This window comes from Streptomyces calidiresistens (assembly GCF_014141525.1).
GTDB classification, from domain to species: Bacteria; Actinomycetota; Actinomycetes; order Streptomycetales; family Streptomycetaceae; genus Streptomyces; species Streptomyces calidiresistens.
In genome coordinates this window covers 1-431 of sequence record NZ_VKHS01001580.1, presented here as the reverse complement: position 1 = coordinate 431, position 431 = coordinate 1, and the positions used below count along the sequence as shown (strand labels likewise).

Annotated in this window: 1 protein-coding gene; it reads right to left on the bottom strand. The window is 76.3% G+C overall.

All coding sequences use genetic code 11. From position 1 onward, the window contains the following. The coding region (locus FOE67_RS28355) for a DUF8820 family protein (RefSeq protein ID WP_498370733.1) at nt 1-182 on the bottom strand (182 nt) is incomplete at its 3' end. Between the last annotated feature and the right edge of the window lie 249 nt (nt 183-431).

Genomic DNA, 431 nt, shown 5'->3' with positions numbered 1-431 from the left:
CCCCGCAACTCCCCCGGCCCCAGCACCGCGTGGGCGTGACCGGTCGCCTCGCCCAGCGCGAGGACCATCCGCCCCCGGCCGTCCCGCGGACGCACCGGCAGCCCCGCCGCGGCGGCGGGCGGCTCCCCGTCGGCGGGGCCCGCCCCGATCGGCACCAGCAGCACGTCACCCTGTCGGTACATCCGGTCCATCCCCTCGTCCTGTTCCCGGGTACGTCCGACCCCCGCCGGGAGACGGCGGGGCGACCGGACGGTTCGTCACGGGAAACCTAGAGGGGGCCACCGACAACCGGCGGGTGAGCCGATCGAAGCCGGGCCCCGGCACCGGACCCGGGGATTCGCGTCACCTCCCCCGGTCCGACCTGTCGGAGTCGACTGGTAGAAAGTCCCTCCGAAGATCGGGGGGCGCGATCCCCGGCCGTCGTCCCGCCC